Origin of the sequence: Pseudidiomarina andamanensis (assembly GCF_009734345.1) — a bacterium.
GTDB lineage: Bacteria > Pseudomonadota > Gammaproteobacteria > Enterobacterales > Alteromonadaceae > Pseudidiomarina > Pseudidiomarina andamanensis.
Genome location: NZ_CP032551.1, coordinates 2379004 through 2397412, shown reverse-complemented (window position 1 = coordinate 2397412; position 18409 = coordinate 2379004). Strand labels below are relative to the sequence as shown.

The 18409-nt window shown below is 40.9% G+C and carries 15 protein-coding genes; 4 read left to right on the top strand and 11 right to left on the bottom strand.

Annotation, left to right across the window (positions count from 1 at the left end; genetic code table 11):
- Positions 1 to 51 precede the first annotated feature (51 nt).
- The 10 genes from D3795_RS11405 to wecA all read right to left on the bottom strand — a co-directional run bounded on the left by D3795_RS11405 (position 52) and on the right by wecA (position 12694).
- The gene (locus tag D3795_RS11405) at positions 52 to 1491 is read right to left on the bottom strand and encodes a lipopolysaccharide biosynthesis protein (RefSeq protein ID WP_156268860.1); all 1440 of its coding nucleotides are present in this window, start codon (positions 1489 to 1491) and stop codon (positions 52 to 54) included.
- Positions 1492 to 1507: 16 nt separating this feature from the next.
- A complete protein-coding gene (locus D3795_RS11400; protein ID WP_156268858.1) occupies positions 1508 to 2386 on the bottom strand; it encodes a sulfotransferase family protein in 879 nt (292 codons plus the stop codon).
- Positions 2383 to 3498, bottom strand: coding sequence for a DegT/DnrJ/EryC1/StrS family aminotransferase (locus tag D3795_RS11395; RefSeq protein WP_156268856.1), 1116 nt, complete (start codon positions 3496 to 3498; stop codon positions 2383 to 2385). The genes D3795_RS11400 and D3795_RS11395 overlap by 4 nt, the downstream gene beginning before the upstream one ends.
- A 9-nt stretch (positions 3499 to 3507) precedes the next feature.
- On the bottom strand, positions 3508 to 4377 hold the full coding sequence (rfbA, locus tag D3795_RS11390; protein WP_156268854.1) for a glucose-1-phosphate thymidylyltransferase RfbA: 870 nt from the start codon (positions 4375 to 4377) through the stop codon (positions 3508 to 3510).
- The gene (gene rfbB / locus D3795_RS11385) at positions 4374 to 5444 is read right to left on the bottom strand and encodes a dTDP-glucose 4,6-dehydratase (protein ID WP_156268852.1); all 1071 of its coding nucleotides are present in this window, start codon (positions 5442 to 5444) and stop codon (positions 4374 to 4376) included. The genes rfbA and rfbB overlap by 4 nt, the downstream gene beginning before the upstream one ends.
- Before the next feature lie 81 nt (positions 5445 to 5525).
- Positions 5526 to 6383, bottom strand: coding sequence for a polysaccharide pyruvyl transferase family protein (locus tag D3795_RS11380; RefSeq protein ID WP_156268850.1), 858 nt, complete (start codon positions 6381 to 6383; stop codon positions 5526 to 5528).
- Between the two features lie 43 nt (positions 6384 to 6426).
- On the bottom strand, positions 6427 to 7368 hold the full coding sequence (locus D3795_RS11375) for a glycosyltransferase family 2 protein (protein ID WP_156268848.1): 942 nt from the start codon (positions 7366 to 7368) through the stop codon (positions 6427 to 6429).
- Positions 7365 to 8843, bottom strand: coding sequence for a glucose-6-phosphate isomerase (pgi, locus tag D3795_RS11370; RefSeq protein ID WP_156268846.1), 1479 nt, complete (start codon positions 8841 to 8843; stop codon positions 7365 to 7367). Before pgi ends, D3795_RS11375 begins: the two co-directional genes overlap by 4 nt.
- 27 nt (positions 8844 to 8870) lie before the next feature.
- Positions 8871 to 11600 carry an SLBB domain-containing protein gene (locus D3795_RS11365; RefSeq protein ID WP_310942348.1) on the bottom strand — a complete coding sequence of 910 codons (2730 nt, stop codon included), beginning with the start codon at positions 11598 to 11600 and terminating at the stop codon, positions 8871 to 8873.
- 32 nt (positions 11601 to 11632) lie between these two features.
- Positions 11633 to 12694 carry a UDP-N-acetylglucosamine--undecaprenyl-phosphate N-acetylglucosaminephosphotransferase gene (gene wecA, locus D3795_RS11360; protein ID WP_156268844.1) on the bottom strand — a complete coding sequence of 354 codons (1062 nt, stop codon included), beginning with the start codon at positions 12692 to 12694 and terminating at the stop codon, positions 11633 to 11635.
- A gap of 365 nt (positions 12695 to 13059) precedes the next feature.
- Here wecA and D3795_RS11355 point away from each other — a divergent pair, with 365 nt between their 5' ends.
- The 4 genes from D3795_RS11355 to D3795_RS11340 are packed head-to-tail and all read left to right on the top strand — an operon-like array spanning position 13060 to position 17195.
- Positions 13060 to 13992: a Wzz/FepE/Etk N-terminal domain-containing protein gene (locus D3795_RS11355; RefSeq protein WP_156268842.1), complete on the top strand. Its 933-nt coding sequence runs from the start codon at positions 13060 to 13062 to the stop codon at positions 13990 to 13992.
- Between the two features lie 17 nt (positions 13993 to 14009).
- The gene (locus tag D3795_RS11350) at positions 14010 to 15245 is read left to right on the top strand and encodes an oligosaccharide repeat unit polymerase (RefSeq protein WP_156268840.1); all 1236 of its coding nucleotides are present in this window, start codon (positions 14010 to 14012) and stop codon (positions 15243 to 15245) included.
- Complete coding sequence (locus D3795_RS11345; RefSeq protein WP_173021032.1) at positions 15235 to 16098, top strand: glycosyltransferase family 2 protein; 864 nt, start codon at positions 15235 to 15237, stop codon at positions 16096 to 16098. Before D3795_RS11350 ends, D3795_RS11345 begins: the two co-directional genes overlap by 11 nt.
- Positions 16095 to 17195 carry a glycosyltransferase gene (locus tag D3795_RS11340; RefSeq protein WP_156268836.1) on the top strand — a complete coding sequence of 367 codons (1101 nt, stop codon included), beginning with the start codon at positions 16095 to 16097 and terminating at the stop codon, positions 17193 to 17195. The genes D3795_RS11345 and D3795_RS11340 overlap by 4 nt, the downstream gene beginning before the upstream one ends.
- Positions 17196 to 17223: 28 nt before the next feature.
- On the opposite strand, the gene D3795_RS11335 is transcribed toward D3795_RS11340, so the two are convergent.
- On the bottom strand, positions 17224 to 18390 hold the full coding sequence (locus D3795_RS11335) for a nucleotide sugar dehydrogenase (RefSeq protein ID WP_156268834.1): 1167 nt from the start codon (positions 18388 to 18390) through the stop codon (positions 17224 to 17226).
- Positions 18391 to 18409 lie beyond the last annotated feature (19 nt).

The window sequence follows — 18409 nt, the reverse complement described above, 5'->3', positions numbered from 1 at the left end:
GTGACTATCAGTCAAATTAGGCCTCATGGAAAATTTTACGAAAGCCACGGCTTAATTTCGTTTCGACGGTTTCAACAGTTGAGCCATCATCGTCAAATCACTTTTCTTAAATAGGAAACAAGCCCCAAAATACAGAACTATCATGGTTGGAAGACCTATTAAAATCAGGGTGAAATCTCCAACATTATAATAATTACTAAGTAACAAGGTACTCACTGATACAGCAGCAGCTGAAAAGCCATAAAAGCCAAAGTCCCCCAACTGGCTATATACACCATAGCCAATTAACTTTTTTGAAAAATAACTATTCGGAATGAACACAATCACCGAAGTAATAATCTGACCCACCAATAACCCATAGATTCCCCCTTGAAGACTGATCGCCATGATTACTATTGCGACGGTTTTCTTTAGTACTTCTAAAAGCAAGAATAAATCTGACCTACCTTTGACTTTCAATATATTCAGGTTTACCGAATGAACTGGTATCAAAAATGACGCCAAACACATTAATTGTAGATAAGATGCAGCTGCAAACCACTTGTCAGGTAAGAAGATAGAAAATATAGGTTCGGCTAGTACAGCCAGAAAAGCTAAAGCTGGGAAAACGATAAACGTTATGGCGCGGATGACTCGACTATAACCACGACGTAAGATTTCATCATCCGTATTGAGTTTGGACAACGCTGGATAAGTTACCGCTTGTACTGATGAAACGAGTTGCGCAATAACAATTTGCTTTATTTGATTAGCAAAAAAATAAAGGCCTGCAATGGGTGCGGAGAATATTTTAGCAATGACGACTACATATAAATTTTGAAAAATAGTATCCAGAACTCCGGAAAGAAAAAGCTTGTATCCAAAACTATACATATCTTTTAACGCGGGTAGCGAAAAATCTTTCGTAGGGCGCCAGCCTTGAACCAACCATAGAAACAATGTCTGTAAAAGCGAAGCCAATATCATTTGCCCTACAAGAGCCCAGACTCCAAAATCTAAGTAGGCAAACCAAACAGCAATAACACCAGAAATGATACTGGCAGGCAATACAGCCTTCACTTGAGCTTTAAAGTTCAATTCACGACTTAAACTAGCTTGTTGAACCACTTGAAATGAGCTAATCACAATCGATAAGGACGCTACTCGAATGAGTAAAGTTAATTGTGGCTCTTCATAAAAAACGGAAATTAAAGGTGCGATTAAAAATAATAATGCATAAGCAACAATACCGAGCACAATGTTGGCAAAAAATGCTGTGTTGTAATCTGTCTGAGTGACATCAGGCATTCTTATTAATGCCTGGCTGAAGCCCGATTGCATTAACGAAGAACCTAATGCCAGAAACACCGCCATCATTGCTACTAGACCATAATCTTCCGGCGTTAGAAAATAAGCAAGTACGAGCGTAACTAGAACTCCAAAACCTCTTCGAGCAAATTGCTCGAAAAAGTTCCAAATAATTCCACTTGTGGTTTTTTGAGAAAGGTTCATTGGCTACTTTGATTTTTCACGACATATATCCATGAAATTTGAGCATTTGACCAGCAACATCCTCAAACTCAGCACACTCGGTATCCGATAATATCGTCTTATAATTCCCTTTATTATCAGATTGAATGTCCAAAGTGGTCTTTCCTTTCCACTGCAAAAAGCTGACTGGTTCATCATTGTTTTGCGCAAAATCCAACATGCTTTCCGAATAATAAATTGATAGGTAAGAACACACTTCTTTGAGAACCACATCCGCTTGCGACAATAAATCTTCATACTTGACAACAAGGGCACCTGATTTTTCGTAAGCGGCTGCTGATTCGGCATTTACCCGCCATTCTTCAGCAATTTCTCGAATATTTGATGACAGATTTGGATAATATTCGGAAGTCGTTTTAACTTCATTTAGTTTTAAATAGGAGCATGCCACGTCTCGTCCATCTCGTAAGATGAAAACCTTTTTCGACAGAGGGAATCTATCGTCCAAAACATTTAATCGCTTCATGTAATAATTATTTTTATCACCAACACGAATAGCTCTTTTCCCAATTTTTTTCGCATACGACAGATAAACGCACAGACACAACTCGCGATAATTCTGAGGAGAATACTCGACCAAAGTCTCTAACAATTGCGAGTACTCAACCCCCCAAGTTTCAAATTTTTTAGAAGCACATACGCTTTTAGCAAACTGTTCGTAACCTTTAGTCTCTGGTGAGAAATCAGAAAAATCAGAATGTAACCACTCCAAAAAACCGCATTCTGGCGGCACGACCATCTCAGGGTGGCTGTTCAACATCATTCGAAACATTGAAGTGCCTGAGCGCGGGTTTCCTAAAATGAAAAACGGTGAGCATTCATCGAAATTTGTTAATGATGATTTATTTTTACTCACTGCATTTCCTTATAAGTTGAAGTTAAACGTTTAACAATATCTATTATCGAGTTCACGTCATTAGCATCTAGTCCAGCATAAATTGGTAGACACAAAATTCTTTCTGCAATACCGGAAGATATTGGCAAAGTTAAATCAGCCCCGAATATCTCCAACTCGTTCAAAGATGGATAAAAATACCGTCTAGCGATAATTCCCTTATCTGCCAACCCGCTGCTCACATGTAGTAGCTCTTCCTTGCTTCTAAACAGCACTGGAAAATATGCAAAATTATAGTCACTTACGTTATTTAGCCGTTGCAGTATCGCACTCGAAGTAAGCTCATTTTGATATCGATACCAATGCCTTTCTCGCGCTTTGATATTTTCGTCTATTTCATCAAGAACACAAAGACCCATTGCTGCTTGAAACTCATTCATTTTAGCGTTTATACCAACATCCGAAATAGTCTCAGGCCCCGTCATTCCGAAACTCATCAACCGCTTTGCACGCTCCATATCCTCTCGATGCTTGAAGACAATAGCTCCTCCTTCAATGCTATGGAACACCTTTGTTGCGTGAAAGCTCAACGTTGCTGCGTCACCCCAACGAAGTATGCTTTCCCCTTTGTATTTCACACCAAAAGCGTGAGCAGCATCATAAATAACCTTTAAATTCTGTCTTCTCGCAAGAGCTTCTATAGCCTCTACGTCACAAGCATTTCCATAAACGTGCACTGGAACTATAGCAACCGTTTGCTCAGTTATTTTCTGTTCGATACCTTGAGGATTTAGGCACCAAGTTTCCGGGTCAATATCTGCAAATATTGGCTCTATACCCTCCCACTTTAACGAGCTGGCTGTAGCTACAAACGTAAAAGGTGTAGTAATTGCTTCAGCAACCTTAGCGCTTTTACTCTCATGAATTCCTAATGCGCGATATGCAATCTGAAGTGCCAGTGTGCCATTTGAAACTAACAGCAAGTTTTCGACACCCAAATACTCTTCTAAACGTTTTGTCAACTCTTGTACTAACGGGCCGTTATTGGTCAACCACTCTCGTTCGTAGATGCCATCTATATATTTATCAAGCTTTTCGCGGTTCGGCAGGAAAGGTTTTGTAACAGGTATCATTTTATTTCCTTATATACGCTGTTTTAGGCTCAATAAGTATTGACCATAGCCATTTTTAGCAAGATTTTTTCCTGTCTGTTGTAACTGCTCCCAGCTTAACCAGCCTTGTAAATAGCCAATCTCCTCTAAGCAGGCTACTTTGTAGCCTTGGCGTTTTTCAATTGTTTCGACGAACTGTGCGGCTTCCAAAAGGCTTTCGTGAGTACCAGTATCTAACCATGCGAAACCGCGACCCAACACCTCAACATTTAAATCGCCACGCTCTAAATAAGCCTGATTTACGCTAGTAATTTCTAATTCACCTCGAAGCGATGGTTTTACTCTCTTAGCAATTTGAATCACATCATTATCATAGAAGTAAAGTCCGGTTACAGCGAAATTAGATTTCGGCTCTCTAGGCTTTTCTTCAATAGATATAGCACGATGATTCTCATCAAACGCAACTACGCCAAATCGCTCAGGATCTTTTACTTGATACCCAAATACTGTTGCCCCAGTTGCTTTACTAGCGGCATGTTTTAGTTTTGGACTAAAACCTTGACCATAAAAGATATTATCCCCTAGCACTAAACAAACACTATCATCACCGATAAATTCTTCGCCTATAATAAACGCTTGCGCTAAACCATCAGGGCTAGGTTGCTCAGCGTAAGATAATTTGATACCAAATTGTGACCCGTCATTAAGTAACTTTTTAAAGTTAGGTAAATCTTCAGGTGTTGAAATTATTAAAACTTCATTAATTCCTGCCAACATCAACACAGATAGTGGGTAATAAATCATTGGCTTATCGTAAATAGGTAATAACTGCTTAGATACGCCTAAAGTTATCGGATATAAACGGGTGCCAGATCCTCCAGCTAAAACGATACCTTTCATGTGGTCTCACCTTTTCCTAAACGTTCGCGTTGATAACTACCGTCTTGTACATTCTTACACCACTCAAGATTATCTAAGTACCATTTAACTGTTTTTCTTAAACCTGACTCAAAAGTTTCAAGGGGCGTCCAATTAAGTTCTTTTTCTAATTTCGTCGCATCAATAGCGTATCGAAGGTCATGCCCGGGGCGATCTTTTACATAAGTAATTAGGTCTTCAAAACGTTCGACACCATTCGGTTTTTGAGGAGTTAATTCTTCCAGCAAACTGCAGATTGTCCTTACAACTGAAATGTTCTGCTTTTCATTGTGTCCACCGATATTATAGGTTTCACTGACTTTTCCTTGGGTGAGAACCGTTAATAATGCACGCGCATGATCTTCAACATATAACCAATCTCTAATCTGATGACCTTTTCCGTAAACCGGAAGAGGCTTTCCCTCTAGAGCATTTAGAATCATTAGTGGAATTAATTTTTCCGGAAAATGATATGGTCCATAGTTATTAGAGCAGTTGGTAATGAGAATAGGTAATCCGTATGTTCGATGCCAAGCTCTGACTAGATGATCTGAACTAGCCTTACTTGCAGAATACGGTGAGCTCGGTGAATAAGGCGTTGATTCGGTAAACAGTTCCCCGGTATCTTCCAAGTCACCGTACACTTCGTCAGTGGAAATGTGATGGAATCGAAAATCTTCCTTTTCTTTAGTGTCCAGCTTAGACCAGTAATTCCTCGCAGCTTCTAGCAATGTATAAGTACCAACGATATTCGTTTGAATAAAGGCTGCAGGTCCGTCAATGGAACGATCTACATGGCTTTCTGCCGCCAAATGCATCACAGCATCTGGTTTGTATTCAGAAAACACACGATCGAGATTGACTCGGTCACAAATATCAACTTTTTCAAAAATATAACGACTGGAGTCTACAACCGAGGTTAGATTTTCCAAATTACCGGCATAAGTTAGCTTATCGACATTGATTACTTCGTGCTGTGTTTCTTGAATTATATGCCGTATAACCGCAGAGCCTATAAAGCCGGCGCCGCCTGTAATTAAAATTTTCATTTGTAAAAATTACTCGCTATCTAATTATTTTGGTAATGATTAGAGAATCTGTTGCCAGCCGCAAATACAACAATATATTAACTAAATAAACACATTGGGGAAAGAGTCCATTAACCTTTTCTTATCAAATATGTATTTATTAATACGACAAACACTTTCGATATTTGTAAGAATCTGATTCAGCGTTACCCGGTCATTAATAATTTTCGGCTGAAGTTGGCTAAGACGTTCACGATCTAATCCCATATCCGTAGTGCTGTAATAATCCAAAAACTTAAAATTACCACCGATGACCCTATCACTAAACCTAATCCAAGCATTTGGAATGTTATAAGTGTCCGCCAAAATTAGGCCATGAAGTGATGAAGAAATTACATGATCGCAAGAGCAAAGTTGATCGATGAATGATTCGGGATGTTGTCGTACATCAATTATGCGAATGTCATGATTCTCTTTTAGTTCATCAAAAATCTGATTATCAAAATCGACAAAGTGCGGAACAATTCCAACTTTATACCGCTTATCGCTCCGTTTAGGAGAGTAGAAATCCGATGTAAGTACTGCTGGGTCTCCGAGTGGCAGATTTCCTAGCGAAACACCTCGCTCCTGCAAAAGTTGTTTCGTTGATTCTCCACGAACGGCATAAAATTTCATTCTTTTGAGAATGGAATCGGATGGGAGTTGACCACTTTCTATTATTCCGCTTCCCCATACATGGCTGTGCTCAGTTCCAAAATGCATAATACTGCCTATAGCAAGCAAATGCGCGTGGGTACGATGCTTGGTTAAAAATGTATCTTTCCCCGCAACCTTCGAAATCAAATAGGGATTGAGAATATCACCAACGTTTAACGTACGATCGAAATAGAATATTGGTAACTTGCTTTGATTCTTCCGATATGTAATTTGATCGGAGATTTTTCCTAAAATATTTTTCACAAAACTATTCCCATCGTCGTTAACTATAAATATCCAAGGTTAATTACTTAGTCACTAAGAAAAAAAGAGCCTTAAGAGCCGACTTTATTGATCGCGACTTTATCAATGACAAGCAAAGCAATCTTGCGTCCAGACTAGACTCCGAGCATCTCGCAGCAACTACATATGATGGAGCAAATAGACCTAATCTTCTCCTAATTAATAGAGCTCGCATTGAATCGCTTTTATTCTCTTTTAACAACCTTATTGTGGAATTCAAAACTTCCGCATATCCAAGCGTATGCTTTATTGTTTTTATACCGGTCATGGTTGAGTTTGAACGAATTCGCCTAAAAAAGTAAACATCATTCAGGATGCTCAATTTTTTTGCAGAGAATATTAATGGGTATAAGACTTCTTCGTCCTCATGAAAATAACAATTAAATTGAATATTATTTTCTAACCATAGCGAGCGTTTACTTACATACAAACAAGGGCTGCAAGAAAGTTCTTCGTTTGCCACCATATGAGTTAAGAACTCATGTTGACTTGCTATATCGAGCTTAAACGGTCGTAAATAACTGCGAGGTTGAAACTTTGATTTCGCTAAATTTTTGTCAAGAAATGACTCTCCTGAGAAAAAAACAAGGTCAATATCATTACTCTGACTAAGTTTCTTTTTGATATCTCGGACAAAGTTACAAGCTATCAAATCATCCGAGTCAAAAAAGTATAAATAGTCGCTAGAGGACTCACGCACACCGAGATTTCTTGCGATACCTTGTCCCCGATTTTCAGTACTTATAAGTTTTATCTTATCGATCAATTTATGAGATCGAATAATCTCACAAGTTCTATCGTTGCTGCCATCATCAACAATGATTATCTCTTCGGGTAGCTGTGATTGCTTATTTATCGAATCAAGCGTTTCTTCGATATAATCCTCAGCATTGTATGCTGGTATGATTATCGAAAGAGAAGCGCTTTTTAATGTTGTATCACTCATTCATCTGTCCGTTTACAACGAGCGAGAACGGAGTCTGTTGAAACGTCAAATTCCGTCGTAGACTTGCCATCAAGTACCTTGAGAACTTCCTTCGCAAGCTTCTTGCCCTTCTCCACGCCCGGCTGATCAAAGCTATTCAAATTCCAAATCACGCCTTGCGTAAAAACCTTATGCTCGTAAGCAGCAATTAACGCCCCAAAGCTTTGTGGCGTGAGCTCATCCACAAACAATAAATTCGACGGGTGGTTGCCAATATAATGGTTACGCGCTTCACCGTTTTCAGCACCGAACCACATGAGGCGTCGGTGCGCTAAGCAATTCGCCACAGCGAGGCGCTGCTGTTCGGCTAGGCCTTCTTGAACAGCCGGTTCAAAGTCAGGCGCGGCACGTTTTAATACTGCCACGAAGTCAGCGCAGAACTTGTCATAGCCTTGGTGTAAGTGTTGGAAGAATGCGTGTTGACCATTGGGTCCAAAACCACCCCAAATAATGGGTCCGGTTGGGTAATCAATGGCATTGCCTTCAAAATCAACCTGCTTGCCATTACTTTCCATATCGAGCTGTTGCAGGTAGCTCGGTAAGTAACGTAAACGGCCATCGTATGGCAAAACAGCAAGATTATTAATCTCGCGTACTTCACGGTTATAAACGCCCAGAAGTGCCATTTGCAGCGGAATGTTTTGCTCAAGCGGCGCATTGGCGAAATGCTCATCCATGGCTTTGGCGCCTTCAAGCATACGTCCAAACTGGTTCGAGCCAACGGTTAGCGCAATCGGCAAGCCAATCGCTGACCACAGCGAGAAACGCCCACCGACTGATTCTGCAAAACTTAGTTGCTGTGCAGCAGGGATGCCAAAATCAGTCATCGCTTGGTTATTGGCTGAAACCCCAATGACATGGCGGCTGAGCCATTGCTCTTGTGTTAGCGTTGGTTCTATCCATTTACGCACCGTATCTACGTTCGCTAAGGTATCAATGGTGCCGAAGCTTTTTGATGCAATGATGAATAACGTGGTTTCGGGGTCAACAATTGGCAGTACGGCGTACAACTGGCCACCATCCATTGAACTCACAAAGTGCACGCTCAAGTGGTGAAGGCTGTTATCGTCAGCAAACTCTTTGAGCGCAAAGCTACCCATCATTGGGCCTAGGTCTGAACCGCCAACACCAATGTTAACGACGTCCTTAATAGGTTTACCGGTAGAGCCGAGCCATTTGCCTGCGCGCAGTTCACGTACGATGGTGCAGAACCGATTTTTACCGTTTCCTGCAGTGACGACGTTGTGAATTGAACGATTCAAACAATGGCTAACATGCCGATCTTCCGACGCATTATAAAACTCGCCACGTAGGAGCTGAGCCCTTAATTTATCGAAGTTTTGGGGTAATCGTTTGTCAGCAAAGTCACGCAAGGCGTCGATATCGACGCCTTGGTAAGTGGTATCTAAATTTAGAAAGTCACTTTCTATAATCATTGTTCATCCGTGCTCAAGTGATAGCTGTTAGATGGCCGTTAACGCCGCTAGCGCTACACCAATTTGATATAGAATTTGCGTTGCATCGCGCCATAGTTCCATATTGTTGGTGTACTCGGTATCTAATGGAACAACAATGGTATCGCCCGGTTCAAGACGGTTGTCTGAGGCTAAACTGAACCAGCCTCCGAGCTCAACCATTTCCACTGAACCATTTGCCTTAACAATGAAGATGCGCTCTTCGTCAGCTTTCTTACGCATACCACCGGCACGACGCAGGTAGTCCGCCACATTCAAGCTTCCGTCGTAAAGGAAAGAGCTAGCTAATTGCACTTCGCCAATGACGTTAACCGTATTACGCTGTGCAGGAATAACCAAGCGATCACCGTCTTTCAACTGAATATCGGCATTCATACTGCCACTCATAACGTAAGGCAAATCAATAACTAAACGCCCTACCGGTTCCACTTCCATTAAATCTTTAAGAAGCTGGCGAGTTTGAGAATAACTCATGTTGCTTTGGTTATTGCCGGTAATGCTATTCGTTGCCACTTCATGCTGAAGCTCACGCGCAAGTGCCTGCATACGTTGACGCTCAAGCTCTTTCAACTCTTCACGAGTGAAAATTGCACCACGCGGGAAAGCATATTCAGTTAAACCGCCGGCACGCTCAATTAACGCTGTCAGCGTTTCCCCGCGGCGAATGGTATATTTGCCAGGAAATTTAACTTCACCTTCAAGCGTGACTTCTAACGTGTTTTGCCAATCTGGAATGGCAAATATATTTAAGCTGTCACGCCCTTTTACTGGCAAGTTTTGCTTACCCATTAACGCGTCAAATAAGTTAAAACTTAAGTAATCTGTAACGGTTTCGCCGCCTTTTACTTGCGTACGCGTTATTTCAGCGCGAGCTAGGTAGGCCGACTCTTTCAAGCCACCTGCTGCTGCGACGAGATCTGAAGCATCAGCGTTTTCAACTAACGGATACACGCCTGGATATTTCACTTCGCCCGCTACATACACGAGTGGCAAATTACCACTTTGACTAAATTGATGACGCAGCTTGGTTAGAATTGGCTCCAATAAGTTATTACGCGAGTATTCAGCATATTTCTGAATTTTCATCGCATTGATTTCATCATCAAGTGTACGTTGCGTAAACAAGCCTTGTAATTCTTGTTGTGCTTCCGACTCACCTGTTTCGGCGTCTTCATCAGCAAATTCGCGCTGTTGTTGAATGACTAAACCACGCAGATAATTCTGACGATAATCTTTCAGCAACTGCTCTCGCTCTTTGCGCTGCTTTTCGGTTTCGCTGACAATCCAGTCTGTTAACTGGAGTTCTTGAAGTTTTTTATCTTCATAGCGCGAGAAAATTACCAACTGGTCATGCGCTTTGAGTTGTTTGTTGTGTTCGGCCTCACCTTCAACCGCTGCCGCCACATCAAATTGGTGCAATTCGATATTACCGCGATTATCGCGCTCGCGCACAATTAAGCCGTAGCCTAAATCGGCATAGCTTAACAGGCTGGTTTTGATGTCAGTAATAACGTCTGACACTTTCATGCCAGCATTGAATTCATAGTAGCCTGGACGTGCAACGGCACCGACCAACATGATTGAATCGACAATTTCATTCGAAACTTTCGGCACTTCAACAATGTCACCATTGCCTACGCTCAGCGATTTTGCATTGGCTAGATCAACCGTGCTGACTAAACGGCGGCCATCACGCACTCGCTCAATACGCGTTGCTTTTTTATAGGCTGTTGGTAATACACCACCCGCCAGCTCAAGCACTTCGGCTAAGCTTTCTTCATTTTTTAATTCGTAAATGGCAGGGCGAACCACTTCACCTTGAACGGTCACCATCGCACCGCGCGATGGAATAAATACCATATCGCCGGATTGCAATAGACGGTCGTTGCCCATGTTGCCATGAATGAGAAAATCGTAGAGATCGAGCGTCGCAACGGTTTCACCATCGCGTTTTAATTGCACGTTACGTAGTGAGGCGATATCTGACACACCGCCGCTGACAAACAACGCCTGAGTAATGGTCGTGAGTGAACTTACCGTATAAGCACCCGGTTTGTGTGCCTCACCCATTACAAAAATTTGAATAGAGCGCAGTTCGCCCATGCTGACTGCTGCTTGCATACCAATGAGGCGCTGCGACACTTCTTGCTGAACCAATTCGCGCATTTTGTCAAACGTTAAGCCAGCCACTTGAATTGGGCCAAGATCAGGAATAGTTATTAACCCTTGGCGGTCAACTTTCAACTGATGCGATTTTGACTCTTTACCATATAGCTGTACCAAAATGGTATCACCCACACCAATAACGTAGTTGCTAGGAACGGGCGCTCCAGTCACTTGCGCAAACGTGCTTGGCTCACCGGCGAATAGCTTATAACCAAATGGCTTCGGTACGCCTTCATCTTCAGCAAACTGGGCACGAATGTCTTCAGGAATAATCGGGTCACCGTTTTCATCAAATGTAGTTCCTCGCGGAAATACCGTTTGTGGTTCTTCGTTGGTGCGGCTCCCTGTTGCGCCTTGTGAATCGAGTAGCGACAGATCAAAACCATATTGACGCGCCAGCATTTCCTGCTGAGCGCGAGGCAATTGCTTGAATTGTTCGAGCTGTTGCGGAGTCACGCCGGCAACTTGTGCCTGCGCAGAATGGGAAAATGCAAAAAGGCCTGTCCATAGCATGACCATGGCTAGGCCAGTAATTGAGAGAATGCGGCGCACTACCGTCTCCTTCCTATATGTTTGTACTGCGATTATTTTTCTAGTTGAGCTTCGCTTAATGCGCGGGCTTTGCGTTTTAACATCTTAAACTGACGACAATATACCGCATATGCGCCTAAGAACAAGAGTAATGACACCCATTCTGGGGTCTGAAATTGGTTCAGAACCAATCCCAAAAGAGCCAGAATTAGCGCCTGGCTTGAAAGAATGACTAATGTTTGCTGACTAGTAAATCCAGCTCTTAGATAAAAGTGATGAATATGATCTCTGTCTGGCGACGTTGGATTTTTACCGTTTTTCATTCGACGGAACATGATTGTAACCATGTCCATTATCGGAATTGCAACCAACCACAATGAGGTAACTGGACTAATTAGTTCTCCACCCGAGAAACGTGGTTGTGTGGACATAGTCAACAACCAAACGATTGCTAACCCGACAAACATTGAGCCGGCATCACCCATAAAAATTTTGCGATAACGAGGATATAGAGATAAATTACACAACATAAAGGGAATTAACGCACAGCCCGCAAGAAGTGCTATTAACTGTACTTCTTCTAACCCATTTAAGGCTGCAATCACTCCAAGCGTAAAGAAGGAAATCATACCCATTGCCCCTAACAGGCCGTCGATACCATCTATCATGTTGTAAGCGTTCATTGCTGCTAAAATTGCTAGATAGGTAAATAGAACCCCGCCCAACCCCAATTCAACACTTCCGAAACCGAGTAAGTTACCTAAGTTAGAAATATATAGATCACCACCGAATATAATCACACTTGCAGCGATAACTTGTCCTACCAGACGCAACCTCACACTCAAATCATATTTATCATCTAGCATACCGATAAATACCATCATCGCGGCGCTGATTAGAAACAGTCGACTATGAAGTTCTAGCTCCGACGATACCATCAAAGAAATTGCTAGACCGAAAAATACAGCCACGCCGCCTATTAGAGGTACAGCCCCGTTATGCTGTTTTCGATTGCATGGTTTATCAAAAAGCTCCATGAATTCTGCAACTGGATGCATAATCCGCAGCGCTATCGCTGTACCCAGTAATGCTACGATAGGTAAAATTATTGACATACCTTACAGTCTAACTCCCGAATTCAATCTGAGATTCTTCACAATATGAGTGGTGAGCTTAAGTAATCGAATTGTTAAGCTTGATAAATTCTATCTGAAAGCCACAGTGTGTTGAAGCAACAAATTAACAATATCGCCCACTTTTACACTTCACCGACTGTTTTATACTAAATTAACTATAGTCTACCTTTGCATTGACGTGCAGTTTAGCACTGGTAGAATCAATGCTCCTTAGCACACGATAGATGACATCGAAGCTAAATTAATCAAATAAATGTTGCGCATTTGCTAACCTCAATTTGATGGATGGATATGAATTTTGACATATCCCAAGTTCTAAACGACACCTTCGAGACATTGTGAACATGAATATAAATCATAGCCAAGACCAGTACTCCGGATTTTCATTGCTCGAAATTTTATTAGTATTGCGTAAAAACTGGGTATTCCTGAGCGTTTCCGTTTTTGTTTTTGCTCTTGGATTTGGGATTTATGCATTTTCACAGCCAAATATCTATAAGTCAGGGGCAATTGTTGCTCCTGCAGAGTCAGGCGATTCAAATTCGCTGTCGAATATAGCATCTCCAATTTCAAGTGTTGTTTCGCTTACAGGACTGAACTTGGGAACAAAAAAAATAGACGAAATAACAATTGCTATCGAAACTCTTACATCGCGCAAATTCTTAAAAGAGTTTGTAGAAAAACACGATATCCTTCCCGAGCTAATGGCTGTCGAGAGCTGGAATCCACAGACAGAACAGTTGGTATACAACCGTGAAATTTTCGACTCAAACAAACGGAAATGGGCAACAAATGAGAAAAACAGTCAATCCCTAGCACCTTCAAGTTGGAGCTATATTCCAAAATTACGAGAAAGAATTGAGATCACAAAAAATCCTGAAACCGGACTTATTGATATTGCTGTAACTCACATTTCTCCAATTGTAGCCCACCAATGGGTAACCTCTCTGATAAGAGACATCAATGATTACATGCGAGAAAGGGATGTCCAAGAAGCAAATCGCAGCATTGAGTACCTTCAAAATGAAATTGCAGAGAGCTCGTTAACAGAAATGCAGAGTGTTTTCTACAATCTAATTGAGCAGCAAACAAGAACCAGAATGTTCGCAAATGTTCGACCTGACTACGTACTAACGATAATTGACCCTGCTATTGTGCCAGAGGGAAAGGACTCACCCAATAGAATTCTAATTATAATTTTCGGAGCATTTTTGGGTGGTTTTGTTTCCGTATTTATAATTGTTTTCAAGCATCTTTTAATTCCATCAAGAAAATAGTTGAGTAATTAACAATTATGTTTGAAGCATGGCTATTCCTCCTGGTTACGTTATCAAGTTTGATAGTAGCTTTGTGGGCGGACCCTTCAGAAGGGAAAGTTCTCTTTATATTCTCAGCCCCATTTATTTTCTTTCTAGGATTGTTTCCAGTACATTTTCTAGCTGGAATCGGGGCTGAAAAGGGGTGGCTAACTCTAGATTCATTTACTTTAACATGGCGTTCTTGGTTTTGGTTGACAATTATTAGTCTCTCTTATTCGCTTGCCTTTTTACTAACTCGATACATCGTTGAGTCGAGAGGAGAAATTGTTGGCAGAAATAGATTAGACTTATCTCTCGTAAATACTTATTCGCATGCAAAAATTAAGTTGTTTTTCTATTTGTTGTCAGGCCTAGCCTTCACCGCATTTCTTCTAAATTTCAATCGCGTGGGTTTTTCGGTATCGATGATGTTTACTGCACCACGAAAGTATGAAGTTTTATTCGGCCAATATTGGTACATTAATTATTTGTACTTTTTACATGTTCCTGCCTTGATAATGTATGCATTACGATTTTACATTGGAAATAATAAATTCTTTGACCATTTAATTGCGATTGGATTAGTATTGATATCTGCATTTCACGGAATAAAGTATACGGTTTTTGATGCTTTATTTTTCCCTCTGACGTTTTATATAGCGTTGGTTGGATTCAAAAAAATTCGCAGCCTGTTTTATTTTGTTGTGTTTTTCTTTTTAACTTTCTTTACCCTCTTCTCTCTCTTCGTCAGGGGTTCTAACAGCGAGGGGCTAGAGCTTGTTCTTGCGTTCTTGAATTATTTGATACCCAATTATTATAATCTTTTCTATCAATTAGAAAGCAACGTATTTCCAATGACTCTATCGACCGATATATTTCTCGGTTATTTGGGTAGTGCCTATGCTGAACATAGACTCTCTATGGGCTTCATTTTAAACGATAAATACAATATGATTACCGGTGCTGCCACTGTTTTAGCATCGCTGTCTATCTTTGGGTTCGTAATTTTCTACACGTTATTTAATACGATATATATATCAATTAGAAAATCTTCAATTACTCTCTTATATTTGAAGTCCTACATATTAATTTCGTATCTAATGTTTTTTTATTCTTATTACATTGGGAGCAAATATAAATATATTTACTTCTTTTTGGTATTTATAATTTTGGATATTTTATTACGAAATCCTTCTTACTCTTATGGTAACGAAAAGAAAGATGAAAGTTAGCGTCGTAATACCCACATATAATGCATCAAAAACCATCAAACATGCAGTTGAATGCTTAATGTCACAAACAATTAAACCATTCGAAATTATTATTGTTGACGATGGTTCTAAAGATGTTGTTGATCTACATCAGATTCTCCAAAGTTTTAACCTATCGGAAATTAAGCTTATCGAAAAGCATGAGAATACTAATGCTGCCGATAGTCGTAATATCGGTGCTCGAAATGCTTCCGGAGATGTCTTGTGTTTTTTAGATGCTGATGATTATTGGTACCCTCAAAAACTGGAAAAGCAGTTAAATGCTCTTGAATTATCCAGCATCGTTAGCTGTCGAGTACGTGCTGTTGCATCGGATCGAGTAACCGCTCTTAGAGTTGCAAGTGAATTTGATGTTACAAAAACGTTTTGTGAGAACTTATTTGGCTCATTATTTCACAACTTAGCGTTCCAAACCTCAACACTAATGATGCGACAAGAAGATTTTCTTCGTATTGGCGGTTTCGATAGCTCTTTGCCACGACATCAAGATTATCAATTCATAATTAACGCCGAAGCATCCGGACTCAAATTGAGGTTTGTCGATGATGTGCTAGTTGATTATGTCAAATCGGGCAAGATCGCCAAAATTAAACATAACTGGTCACTTGAGAAGTCGCTTCATTTTTTCGACAGGTATTTATTAACGGAAAATAGGAAGATACGTGAGAACTTCATGATTGTTCAACTTCTCGGTCCAAGCATTCAAGCAGGCGTTTTTAGCGAATGGTATAAAGCGGCCTGCAACAGAGGTCTTGTCTCCTTTAGCTTTCTCTCGAAAACACTTTACTACACCGTTAAACGAGTAATTTCATGAACGATATTTGTATAGTTCAAAACTCAATTAGAACAACCTATATCTTCCGAAAGGAATACATTGCTCGATTTATTGCCGATGGCAGGCGCGTATATGTTATAGCTCCAGCAGACTGTATTAAGTCACAGCAAGCCTTGCAAAATATGGGATGCAAGATCGTTGCAGTTAGAAAATTCAATAAGGGGATTGGTCTGCTGTGGAGCGTTCTCGACTTTAATTGGACAATTACAAAATTCAGATTGAGACGCAGAAACACAACCTATCTTTGTTTCTTTCTAACTACATTTATTTTCTCGCTTCCAACATTGGCACTATTTAATAAGCGTCTATTGTTATCGGTTGAAGGATTAGGTAGTTTTTTTACAAAACGGACATTTGCTAAGACAATTCTCCGAACGCTAATAAAACGTTTTACTGAAGCGAGAGTTTTCTGTAATTCGGACGAGCGAAATCAAATTGGTCAACCATCTGATATAGTCACAAATGGTATTGGAATAAGCTTGGAGCGGTTCCAAAGTCAACAGATTGTACCTCATAACGGTTTAACTCTTGTTTATGTCGGTCGTCTAATTGAAGATAAAGGAATCAAAGATTCTTTCGCGGTACTAGAAAAGTGCCTCTCGCTGGGACTGAATGTGAAATTAAAGGTTATTGGAGATTATTATCCCAATAATCCTTCCTCTCTTACCCACAACGATATTGAATGTATCAAGCAAAAGTTCGGGGAGCACATCGAATTTCTGGGATTCGTTCAAAATATCGAAGAATTATATACCGATTCTGATGTGTTGTTATTACCTTCGGTACGCGAGGGTTTCCCTGTATGTGTTATGGAAGCAAGCGCCATGGGAATACCGACATTGACCTATAATGTTCCCGGTTGCCAAGATGCTGTTGAAAATGGTGTAAACGGTTACGTTTCAAGCTTCAAGGACATCGACAGTATCGTTAGAAATATTAAAAAATTAATTGATAGTCCGGAGCTTCGCGCTAGTTTGCGAGAAAGTTCTATACGTTACGCTCAAGAAAATTTTGACGTTAAAATTAAAATAGATCAACTAATACTGATTATAGAACAGGTGGAACAGCAAGCTTAATCTTAAGCTTGCTGATTTTTATAATGGCTTAGTCACTACCAAACAAATCACGCGTGTACACTTTATCCGCGACATCGCTAAGCACGTCTTGGTGGCGATTGCTTACTATCACATCGCTCACTCGCTTAAACTCTTCTAAGTCACGAATCACACGTGAGTTAAAAAATGATTCTTCTTTTAGTACGGGTTCATATACTACTACTTCAATACCTTTGGCCTTCAAGCGTTTCATGACGCCCTGCACTGCCGAAGCACGGAAGTTATCTGAACCCTGCTTCATCACTAAGCGGTAAACGCCAACAACTTTCGGGTTACGGCGCAGAATATCTTCGGCAATAAAATCTTTGCGCGTGCGATTAGCATCCACCACCGCGCGAATCATATTCTGTGGCACTTCATCGTAGTTTGCCAACAACTGCTTGGTGTCTTTCGGTAAACAGTAACCACCATAGCCGAAACTCGGGTTATTGTAATGGTTGCCAATTCGCGGATCTAAGCATACGCCTTCAATCACTTGGCGGCTATCTAAGCCATGCACTGCTGAATAGGTGTCTAACTCATTAAAGTATGCCACGCGCATCGCTAAGAAGGTATTTGCGAATAATTTAATCGCTTCAGCTTCAGTGGCATCGGTGAATAATACCGGTACGTCTTGTTTTATCGCGCCTTGCTTCAGCATCGTTGCAAATACTTCAGCGCGTGGTGAGCGCTCACCCACAATAATGCGTGATGGGTACAGGTTATCGTGTAATGCTTTACCTTCACGCAAAAACTCGGGCGAAAAGATAATATTGTCGGTTTTAAATTTCGCTTTTAACTCGTTGGTATAACCCACCGGGATGGTCGACTTAATCACCATCACTGCTTGCGGATTATGCTTTAGTACGGTTTCAATCACGGCTTCAACCGAGCGCGTGTTGAAGTAATTGGTTTGTGCATCGTAATCGGTTGGCGTTGCTATAATTACCCACTCGGCTTCCGCGTAAACACTTGGGTCAGTTGTCGCGGATAAATTCAGTTCTTTTTCGGCTAAAAACGCGCTGATTTCTTTATCTTCAATAGGGCTTTTACCTGCGTTAATCAGGTCAACTTTTTCTTGCACAATATCGAGCGCATGCACTTGGTTGTGCTGTGCAAGTAACACGGCATTTGACAGGCCGACGTATCCGGTGCCGGCGACAACTACTTTTGCCATTTAAATTCCCTCTTAATCA

Bases quoted from the DNA above. Each gene is read 5' to 3' on its own strand.
- D3795_RS11405 (WP_156268860.1), bottom strand. From the start codon at position 1,491: ATGAACCTTTCTCAAAAAACCACAAGTGGAATTATTTGGAACTTTTTC.
- D3795_RS11395 (WP_156268856.1), bottom strand. From the start codon at position 3,498: ATGATACCTGTTACAAAACCTTTCCTGCCGAACCGCGAAAAGCTTGAT.
- rfbA (WP_156268854.1), bottom strand. From the start codon at position 4,377: ATGAAAGGTATCGTTTTAGCTGGAGGATCTGGCACCCGTTTATATCCG.
- rfbB (WP_156268852.1), bottom strand. From the start codon at position 5,444: ATGAAAATTTTAATTACAGGCGGCGCCGGCTTTATAGGCTCTGCGGTT.
- D3795_RS11375 (WP_156268848.1), bottom strand. From the start codon at position 7,368: ATGAGTGATACAACATTAAAAAGCGCTTCTCTTTCGATAATCATACCA.
- pgi (WP_156268846.1), bottom strand. From the start codon at position 8,843: ATGATTATAGAAAGTGACTTTCTAAATTTAGATACCACTTACCAAGGC.
- wecA (WP_156268844.1), bottom strand. From the start codon at position 12,694: ATGTCAATAATTTTACCTATCGTAGCATTACTGGGTACAGCGATAGCG.
- D3795_RS11355 (WP_156268842.1), top strand. From the start codon at position 13,060: ATGAATATAAATCATAGCCAAGACCAGTACTCCGGATTTTCATTGCTC.
- D3795_RS11350 (WP_156268840.1), top strand. From the start codon at position 14,010: ATGTTTGAAGCATGGCTATTCCTCCTGGTTACGTTATCAAGTTTGATA.
- D3795_RS11345 (WP_173021032.1), top strand. From the start codon at position 15,235: ATGAAAGTTAGCGTCGTAATACCCACATATAATGCATCAAAAACCATC.
- D3795_RS11340 (WP_156268836.1), top strand. From the start codon at position 16,095: ATGAACGATATTTGTATAGTTCAAAACTCAATTAGAACAACCTATATC.
- D3795_RS11335 (WP_156268834.1), bottom strand. From the start codon at position 18,390: ATGGCAAAAGTAGTTGTCGCCGGCACCGGATACGTCGGCCTGTCAAAT.